Annotated in this window: 6 protein-coding genes; 4 read left to right on the plus strand and 2 right to left on the minus strand. The window is 64.5% G+C overall.

What is annotated here, in order from left to right:
- Nucleotides 1-172 precede the first annotated feature (172 nt).
- A complete protein-coding gene (locus CV770_RS40250) occupies nucleotides 173-1369 on the minus strand; it encodes a DNA recombination protein RmuC (protein WP_104466239.1) in 1197 nt (398 codons plus the stop codon).
- Nucleotides 1370-1540: 171 nt separating this feature from the next.
- Between CV770_RS40250 and def the strand changes: the two genes are divergently transcribed.
- The 4 genes from def (at nucleotide 1541) to CV770_RS40270 (ending at nucleotide 4411) form a co-directional block, all read left to right on the plus strand.
- Nucleotides 1541-2065 (plus strand): peptide deformylase, encoded by a 525-nt coding sequence (gene def / locus CV770_RS40255; RefSeq protein WP_104466240.1) that lies wholly within the window; start codon nucleotides 1541-1543, stop codon nucleotides 2063-2065.
- 193 nt (nucleotides 2066-2258) lie between these two features.
- A complete protein-coding gene (gene fmt, locus CV770_RS40260) occupies nucleotides 2259-3194 on the plus strand; it encodes a methionyl-tRNA formyltransferase (protein ID WP_104466241.1) in 936 nt (311 codons plus the stop codon).
- 114 nt (nucleotides 3195-3308) lie between these two features.
- Nucleotides 3309-4046 (plus strand): tRNA pseudouridine(38-40) synthase TruA, encoded by a 738-nt coding sequence (truA, locus tag CV770_RS40265; RefSeq protein ID WP_104466242.1) that lies wholly within the window; start codon nucleotides 3309-3311, stop codon nucleotides 4044-4046.
- A 74-nt stretch (nucleotides 4047-4120) separates the two neighbouring features.
- A complete protein-coding gene (locus CV770_RS40270; protein WP_104466244.1) occupies nucleotides 4121-4411 on the plus strand; it encodes a GIY-YIG nuclease family protein in 291 nt (96 codons plus the stop codon).
- A 134-nt stretch (nucleotides 4412-4545) separates the two neighbouring features.
- Here CV770_RS40270 and dapE read toward each other — a convergent pair whose 3' ends face one another.
- Complete coding sequence (gene dapE, locus CV770_RS40275) at nucleotides 4546-5712, minus strand: succinyl-diaminopimelate desuccinylase (protein ID WP_104466243.1); 1167 nt, start codon at nucleotides 5710-5712, stop codon at nucleotides 4546-4548.
- Nucleotides 5713-5752 lie beyond the last annotated feature (40 nt).

Raw genomic sequence — 5752 nt, forward strand, 5'->3', positions numbered from 1 at the left:
GATGCCTCGTCTCCGTCTCCCCGTTCTTACGGGGAGACGGCGGGGTGAGGGGCCTCTCTCCGCGGAAGAAGTCGCGGAGGGACCGTACCCCCTCACCCGGATCGCACCGGACGATGCTTTGCATCGCCGAGGCGATCCGACCTCTCCCCGCAAGCGGGGAGAGGTGAAGATGTCACTCCCCCGCCTGGAGCTTCCGCGGGAACAGCTCACCCGCGTCCGTCGCCACCAGCCGCGGCCCTTCCGCATCGCTCTTGCTGAAATCGAGCTCCTCAATCCTTCCGGCACGCTTCTCGATCTTGTCGGCGGAGATCAGGATCTGGCGGACGTCCTCGTTCGCATCGGAAAAGTGTTTCTGCAATTTGACCACGCGGTCGCGAAGGCGGCCGAGATCGTCGCCGAGCTTGATCACTTCGGTCTGGATCTGGTCGGCGGCATCGCGCATGCGCGCGTCCTTCATGATCTGCTGCATCACCTGGATCGCGAGCATCAGCAGCGAGGGCGACACCAGCACCACGCGGGCGCGATAGGCCTTCTGGATCACGTCGTCGAAACCGTCGTGGATCTCGGCATAGACCGATTCCGACGGCACGAACATCAGCGCCATCTCCTGGGTCTCGCCGGTGACGAGATATTTTTCCGCGATGTCGCTGACATGCTTCATCACGTCGCCGCGCAGCCGCTGCGTGGCGACGCGCCGCTCCTCGTCGGTGCGGGCGTCGTGCAGCGCCGTCATCGCCTCCAGCGGAAATTTCGCGTCGATGCAGAGCGGGCGCTGGTCGGGCAGGAACACGACGCAGTCCGGCCGCTTGCCGGTCGAGAGCGTGAACTGGAACTCATAGGCGCCCTTCGGCAAGCCGTCCTGGACGATCGCCTCCATCCGCGCCTGGCCGAAGGCGCCGCGCGACTGCTTGTTGGCGAGCACGTCGCGCAGGGTCGTCACCTGGGTGGTGAGATCGGTGAGGTTCTTGTGGGCGCTGTCGATGATGCCGAGCCGCTCGTGCAGCGCGCGCAGGCTTTCCATGGTGTTGCGGGTCGAGTGCTCCATCGATTGGCCGACGCGATGAGTCACCGAATCGAGCCGCTCGTTGACCGCGCGCGCCATCTCGGCCTGGCGTCCGGCCAGCGCCTGGGTCATGGCGTCGACCCTCCCAGAGGATTCGCTCTGGGCGCGCAGCACCTCGCTGAGGCGCTCCTCAAGCTCGTCGGCCCGGATCGCATGCGCCATCGCGAGTTCCGCGCCGCGCCGGCCCGAGCGGCCGATCACGACGGCGATTACCACCAGGAGGATGAGGACGAGGGCGCCGAAGCCGATCAGCGCATCGATGGTGCGCACCGGCCAGTCGCCCAGCATGAAAATGATCTCGTTCATTCCGCCCTTCTAGCCGATTCGCTGGACTCCCGCGAACGAAGAGGGAACGAGAGCGGTTAACGGCCCCCTAATTTTTATGGTTAACGAAAGCTGAAGTTTTATGGTTAGCGAGGGGTTAACGGGGTTCCTCTCCGCATTGACCGCATCCGGCATGGGGCTTAAATCGCGGCCATGGCCCTCAGAGAAATCATCATCCTGCCCGACAGGCAGCTGCGTCTGGTCTCCAAGCCGATCGAGAAGGTTACGGCCGAGATCCGCAAGCTTGCCGACGACATGTTCGAGACCATGTATGACGCGCCCGGCATTGGCCTCGCCGCGATCCAGATCGCGCAGCCGCTGCGGCTGATCACCATGGACCTCGCCAAGCGCGACGAGAACGGCGAGACCACGCCGCTGCCGCGCGTCTTCATCAACCCCGAGATCATCGCCTCGTCCGAGGAGCTGTCGGTCTACGAGGAAGGCTGCCTCTCGATCCCCGAATATTACGAGGAGGTCGAGCGCCCTGCGAAGGTGCGCGTGCGCTTCACCGATCTCGACGGCAAGGTACACGAGGAGGACGCCGAAGGCCTCTATGCCACCTGCATCCAGCACGAGATCGACCACCTCAACGGCGTCCTGTTCGTCGATTATCTGTCAAAGCTCAAGCGCGACCGCGTGATGAAGAAGTTCGAGAAAGCCGCCAAGCGCGCGGAGTAAGTGTTTCGTAGCCAAGCACTCCGCTCTGCTCCCTCCCCCCTTGTGGGGGAGGGCGGGGGAGGGGGGTAGCCCAGGAAAAGGTTTGTCTGGGGCGAAGAACTAGTCCGCGCTCAATCCGCGAGAGCGCGTCGTGTGGCACCCCCCTCCCTAACCCTCCCCCACAGGGGGGAGGGAACGCATCTGAGTCCTTGTCATGCCCCTCCGCCTGATCTTCATGGGCACGCCCGATTTCTCCGTGCCGACGCTGCTCGAGCTGGTCGCGCATGGCCATGAGATCGTCGCCGTCTACACCCGCGCGCCGAAGCCCGGCGGGCGGCGCGGCCTGCACTTGCAGCCAACCCCGGTCGAAGAAGCTGCGCGAAAGCTCGGCATTCCCGTGCTGACGCCGAAGACGCTGAAGACCCAGGAAGCGCTCGACGAGTTCAGCGCGTTCGACGCCGATGCCGCCGTGGTCGTCGCCTATGGCATGATCCTGCCGCAGGCGATCCTCGATGCGCCAAAACTCGGCTGCTACAATCTGCACGCCTCGCTGCTGCCGCGCTGGCGCGGCGCGGCCCCCATCAACCGCGCGATCATGGACGGCGATGCCGAGAGCGGTGTGATGGTGATGAAGATGGATGTCGGTCTCGACACCGGCGATGTCGCCATGGCCGAGCGCCTCGCAATCACGGACAACATGACCGCGCTGGACCTGCATGATCGTCTCTCCCGCCTCGGCGCCGATCTGATGGTGCGGGCGATGGCCGCGCTCGCCCGCGATGGCCTCCAGCTCAAGAAGCAGAGCGAGGACGGCGTCACCTATGCCGCCAAGATCGACAAGGCCGAGGCGCGCATCGACTGGACCAGGCCGGCGCGCGCCGTGCTTCGTCACATCCACGGCCTGTCGCCATTCCCCGGCGCATGGGCTGAGCTTGCCGGCGTCAGCGAGAATGCGCGCGTCAAGATCCTGCGGTGTGAATGGGCAAAGGGGTCGGGCGCGCCGGGCGATGTGCTCGATGACAAGCTCACCATCGCCTGCGGCGTGGGCGCCATCCGCATCATCGAGCTCCAGCGCGAGGGCAAGGGCCGGATGCAGGCCGCGGACTTCCTGCGCGGCCTGCCGTTGAAGGCGGGAGCGAGGTTCACCTAGTCAACTCGTCATACGCGGGCTTGACCCGCGTATCCATCTTCTAACAAAACTCTTTCCCAGGCGATGGATTGCCGGGTCAAGCCCGGCAATGACGTCGGATAGAGCTGGATTGAGATGCCCCGCTACAAGCTCACCATCGAATATGACGGCGCGCCGTTTTTCGGCTGGCAGGTGCAGGACACGCTGCCTTCGGTGCAGGGCGCGTTGGAGTCGGCCGTGAAGGCGATGACCGGCGCGGATTTGCGCGTGCATGGCGCCGGCCGCACCGATGCCGGCGTGCATGCGCGTGGCCAGGTCGCGCATGTCGATATCGACAAGCAGTTTCCACCGGGCCGGTTTCGCGACGGGCTCAACGCGCATCTGCGCCCGCATCCGATCGCGGTGCTGGAGGCGGAGATCGTGCCTGACGCGTTCGAAGCGCGCTTCTCCGCGGTGAAGCGCCACTATCGCTACCGCGTCATCAACACCCGCGCCAACCTCGCGCTCGACATCGGCCACGCCTGGCGCGTGCCGCGCCGGCTCGATGCCGATGCGATGCATGCGGCGGCACAGCGCCTGCTCGGCAAACACGATTTCACCACGTTCCGTGACACCGAATGCCAGGCCAAATCGCCGGAGAAGACGCTCGACCAGCTCGACGTGCTGCGTGACGGCCGCGAGATCACCATTGTCACCTCGGCGCGCTCCTTCCTGCACAGCCAGGTCCGCTCGATGGTGGGCTCGCTGGTCTGGGTCGGCGAGGGCCGCTGGACCGCCGATGATCTCTCCGCAGCGTTGGAGGCGCGCAACCGCGCGGCGTGCGGCATCGTGGCGCCGCCGGACGGGCTCTATCTGATGAAGGTGGATTATTAGAGCCTAATGCTGTCACATCGTCATGGCCGGGCTTGATGTTTGTCCCGGCCATCCACGTGCGTCAACATGCGACCATGCATGGCGGATGGGTCTACATCCTGGCAAGCGCGCCCAACGGCATTCTGTATGTCGGTGTGACCAGCGACATTGTCCGTCGCATCTACCAGCATCGAAATGGGTTCGTGCCTGGCTTCACCAAGAAGTATGGCGTTAAGCTGCTCGTCTATTTCGAGCGCTATGAAGACATCCAAACGGCAATCCAGCGCGAGCACAACATCAAGCATCGGTCACGAACGTGGAAGGTGAGGTTGATCCTCAGGGACAATCCCGAATGGAAGGATCTCTACGACACGATCGTCCAGTAGGCCATGCCGAGCTCTCGCCACATCGTCATGGCCGGGCTCGTCCCGGCCATCCACAAACTTTCTTGTTAGCGGCACAAAGAACGTGGATGCCCGGGACGAGCCCGGGCATGACGGTGGGTTTGGCGGAAAGCGCCCTACTCAAAATACCGCGTCAAAATCCCGCGGTAGACCTTCGTCAATTTCTCCAGATCCTTAACCGGCACGCGCTCGTCGACCTGATGCATGGTCTGGCCGACCAGACCGAATTCGATCACCGGGCAATAGCTGGAAATGAACCGCGCGTCCGACGTGCCTCCGCTCGTCGACAGCTCGGGCTTCCGCCCCGTCACCTCCTCGATCGCGGACACTGCGAGATCGGTGAACGGGCCGGGCTTGGTGACGAACACGTTGGAGTTCGAGGGCTCCCAGACGATGCGGGCCTTGATGCGGTTGCCGCAGGCTTTTGTCAGCCGCGTCTCGACCAGCTCGCGCAAGGAGGCCTGGGTGTGGTTGTCGTTGTAGCGGATATTGAACTTCGCGCGGGCTTCGCCGGGGATCACGTTGTTGGCTTTGTTCCCGACGTCCACCGAGGTGAATTCGAGATTGGACGCCTGGAATTGCGCGCTGCCATGGTCGAGCGGCTCGTCGGAGATCGCCACGATCAGCCTGGAGATGTCAGGCACCGGATTGGAGGCGCGATGCGGATAGGCGACGTGGCCCTGCACGCCGTCGACGTAAAGCGTACCGGATTGCGAGCCGCGGCGGCCGACCTTGATGGTGTCGCCGAGGGTCTCGACATTGGAGGGCTCGCCCAGCACGCAATGGTCGAACTTTTCGCCGCGCTCGGCCGTCCATTTCAACAGCTTGATGGTGCCGTTGATCGAGACGTCTTCCTCGTCGCCGGTGATCAGGAACGAGATCGAGCCCTTTCCGTCGCTGCGCGGCTGGCCGCCGTTGGCGGCGAGATGCTCCAGCACCGCGGCCACCGAGCAGGCGATGCCGCCCTTCATGTCGACCGCGCCACGGCCGTGCAGGATGCCGTCTTTCACCTCACCGGAGAACGCACCGACGCTCCAGGCGCTCTCGTCACCGGGTGGCACCACGTCGGTATGGCCGGCAAAGGTGATGTGCGGTCCCTCGCTGCCGATCCGCGCGTAGAGATTGTCGACATCGGCGGTGCCGGGCTCGGTGAAGGTCACGCGGTGGCAAGTGAAGCCGGCGGCGTTGAGGGCTTTTTCGAGCACCCCGAGCGCACCGGCATCTTCAGGGGTTACCGAGGGGCAGCGGATCAGATCGCGGGCAATGGACAGGGCATCGGTCATGCGCCCCGCTTAACATGCATGCCGCCGGGTGGGCTAGCAC

This window comes from Bradyrhizobium sp. AC87j1, assembly GCF_002936975.1.
In the GTDB taxonomy this organism is placed as follows: domain Bacteria; phylum Pseudomonadota; class Alphaproteobacteria; order Rhizobiales; family Xanthobacteraceae; genus Bradyrhizobium; species Bradyrhizobium shewense.

Bases quoted from the DNA above. Each gene is read 5' to 3' on its own strand.
- def (WP_104466240.1), top strand. From the start codon at position 1,541: ATGGCCCTCAGAGAAATCATCATCCTGCCCGACAGGCAGCTGCGTCTG.
- CV770_RS40270 (WP_104466244.1), top strand. From the start codon at position 4,121: ATGCATGGCGGATGGGTCTACATCCTGGCAAGCGCGCCCAACGGCATT.
- dapE (WP_104466243.1), bottom strand. From the start codon at position 5,712: ATGACCGATGCCCTGTCCATTGCCCGCGATCTGATCCGCTGCCCCTCG.
- fmt (WP_104466241.1), top strand. From the start codon at position 2,259: ATGCCCCTCCGCCTGATCTTCATGGGCACGCCCGATTTCTCCGTGCCG.
- truA (WP_104466242.1), top strand. From the start codon at position 3,309: ATGCCCCGCTACAAGCTCACCATCGAATATGACGGCGCGCCGTTTTTC.
- CV770_RS40250 (WP_104466239.1), bottom strand. From the start codon at position 1,369: ATGAACGAGATCATTTTCATGCTGGGCGACTGGCCGGTGCGCACCATC.